Here is a 3279-nt window from a genome sequence, read left to right as displayed (position 1 = left end):
AATTGTTGATTCGCAGCGCGATTTCCACAATCCCAAAACAGCAATTTAGCCATTTAACAATTTAATAATTTAGTACGCCAGGTAATCTTCTTCCTCGTTGTGCTCCACGTCTTCGCAATGCACCACAGCAGCTCTTCTCATAGGAGGCGCCTGCGTTCTGGCCCCTGTTGTTTTGGCCTGCAGCATTTTCTGAACCAGGCGCATACGCTCTTTCTCCAGCTCTTCACGCAGCTGGGTGTCGCGCTCCAGATCGTAGTAGGCGATGCCATCCACAAAGGTCTTTTCGGCTCTGGCATAGATCGAAAGTGGGTGGTTGTTCCACAGCACCACGTCGGCATCTTTACCGGCTTTCAGGCTACCCATGCGGTTGTCGAGGTGCATGAGCTTGGCGGGGTTTAGCGTCACCATTTTCAGGGCTTCTTCTTCGCTCATACCGGCATACTTCACACTTTTGGCTGCTTCCTGATTCAGGCGGCGTGCCATTTCAGCATCATCCGAATTAATAGCTGTTACCACACCCAGTTTGTTCATGATACCGGCATTCTGCGGGATAGCGTCCTTCACCTCCATTTTGTAAGCCCACCAGTCAGCAAACGTGGAGCCGCCAGCACCGTGATCACGCATTTTGTCGGCTACTTTATATCCTTCCAGAATGTGCGTGAAGGTGTTCACTTTGAAGCCCATCTGGTCGGCCACTTTCATCATCATGTTGATCTCTGACTGCACGTACGAGTGGCAGGTGATATAGCGCTTGCCGTTGAGTATCTCCACCAGCACATCGAGCTCGATGTCGCGGCGTGGTTCGCCGGCGGCAGCTTTCTGTTTCTTGGAGAGTTTGCCGTAGTTTTTCCATTCCTGCTCATACTCTTTGGCACGCTGGAAAGCATCTACGTATACCTGCTCCACGCCCATCCGGGTCTGCGGGAAGCGCACGTTGTGCGAAGGAGCGCGGTTCGAGTGCTTCACGTTCTCGCCCAATGCAAATTTGATGAAGCCGTCGGCATTTTCCACAAACAGCTCATCGGGGCTCTTACCCCAGCGCAGTTTGATAATGGCAGACTGACCGCCGATCGGGTTGGCAGAACCGTGCAGCAACTGCGAGGTGGTCACGCCACCTGCCAGCTGGCGGTAGATGTTCGGGTCTTCGTGGTTTACCACATCCATCATGCGTACTTCAGCCGTTACCGCCTGTGTACCTTCGTTCACACCATCCAGAGCGATGTGGGAGTGCTCATCGATGATACCCGGCGTTACGTGTTTGCCTGTGCCGTCAATGACGCGGGCACCGGATTCGCTCAGGTTTTTGCCTACTTTGGCGATCTTACCGTTTTTCAGCAATACGTCAGTATTCTGCAACACGCCTTCCTGCTCGTTTGTCCAGACAGTGGCGTTCTTTATCAACACGGTTTCCTGCTTGGGTAGTTCGGCCTGGCCGAAAGCTTTGAACGGGTATACCATCCCGCCCAGTTCGAGGGCTTGTCTGGCTTCTTTGGCAGCGTCTTTCTTCGCCTTCTCTGTCATGGCTTCAGAGAACTTCGCCGACCACTTCACAGGAGTTGCATCCGGCAATTGGCCGTCGCCCTGAAGATTTTTGTCCGCATACCAGCCGCTCAGACGTACCGTTTCTTTGCTCTTTTTGTCTTTGTTGAAAGTCAGCGTAACCAGGTTACCACTGAAGGTGATCTTACCCGTAACCGTGTCCTGGCCGATCACTTTCAGCTCCGGCTTGTCGGGTGTGCCGGAGATCTGCAGCTTTTTGTCCGGCTGCTGTGCGATCTTCAGAGTATAGACACCGCGGTAGTCGGCCGGAACTTCGGTGATCTTGTACTGGCTGCCTTGCACCCAGTTCTCCAGGATCACGTTGTCTTCGGAGAACAGGTTGCCGCTGGTGATGATGAAGTTGGCCAGCATACCTTTGTTCAGGCTGCCCACCTGCTTGTCTGCTTTCAGCAATTGAGCCGGCGTAGCTGTCAGGGCTTTGAGTGCCTCTTCTTCGGACAAGCCGTACTGGATCGCTTTGCGTAGATTCGGAAGGAAATCTTTCTTGTCTTTCAGATCAGCTGTCGAGAAAGCGAAAGGTATACCTGCCTTCTGCAGCATAGCCGGGTTGGCAGGGGCCATTTCCCAGTGCTTCATGTCGTCCAGGGGCACACGGCGGGCATCGTAGGTATCTTCCACGTTGTAGGCCTCCGGGAAGTTCAGCGTCACGATAAGCGGTGCATTGGTTGCCTTGATCTCTTTGATCATCTGGTACTCATCGCCGCCACCTTTGATGATGTACTGCTTTTTGAACTCATCGCCCACCTTATCGGCACGCAAGGTATTGAGTTTGTTATTGGTTTCGAAGATCTGGGGGAATTTGTTTGCCTCCGCAAAAGCCTTGAGCGAAATGTTCTGCTCCCTGCCCGGGTTCATGCTGTTCCACTGCGCATCAAGGTACGTCTGGCGCAACAGGGCAATTGATCCCATCAGCGAGTTTGGATAATCCTGTGGGGAAGAGCCTTTTTCAAAAGAAAGGGCACCGGCCGCTCTGTCAAGCAGGATTACCTCGTTCTCGCGCTTGTCAGCCAGTGTTACGAGCGTGGCTGTACCGCGGGCGATGCCATCGCGGTGCACAGACAGTACCGTGCCGAAGCCCAGTTTGCGCAACTCCTCGGCCTGTTTATTATCTACCTTAAATAGTTCTACTGCGTTGGTTTCCGGGCGTATGGCCTGGTTCCAGTTGTAGGCTCCCTTTTTAGTAGACTCCTCTTGTGGCGGTGCCATCCAGTTGCGGCGCTCTGCCTTCACTTCCGGCTGCCCGTAGCTGGTAAACATGTCTACCAGGCCGGGATAGATGTGCTTGCCGGCGGCATCTACCACGACAGCTCCGGCAGGTATCTTGATGTTGGTGCCGACAGCCTCCACTTTTCCACCCCGGATGAGGAGGGTGGCTTTGTCTAATGTGGTTTTGTAGTCGGTATGGATGGTAGCGTTGGTGAGCGCTACCAGGCCGGTGCGTTCATCATACACGCCGTTGCGCGGAAATGTCTCCTGCGCCATCACACTGCCGGCACCCAAAGCGAGGCAGGCTGCAATGGTTAAGATCTTCTTCATTATCAGAATAAGGTGAAAGAAAAGTTTATTGTTTAGGTTTAGTGACCCTAATATAAGTATCTATATTAAAAAAATCTATTTATAATTTTTTAAAGCTTACGGATTACACTTTGGCAGCCGCCGCGGGCGCAACCGGAACAGGGCCAGCTGGATAGGGCTGCTTTACCGGATTACATCTGACTT

The 3279-nt window shown here is 52.9% G+C and carries 1 protein-coding gene; it reads right to left on the bottom strand.

All coding sequences use genetic code 11. The features are described from left to right. Window positions 1–69: 69 nt before the first annotated feature. Window positions 70–3096 (bottom strand): amidohydrolase family protein, encoded by a 3027-nt coding sequence (locus OB13_RS13775; protein ID WP_461490746.1) that lies wholly within the window; start codon window positions 3094–3096, stop codon window positions 70–72. Between the last annotated feature and the right edge of the window lie 183 nt (window positions 3097–3279).

The sequence above is a fragment of the Pontibacter sp. HJ8 genome (genome assembly GCF_054824225.1).
Note: the sequence above shows the minus strand (reverse complement) of the source record. Positions and strands in the feature narration are given on the sequence as shown.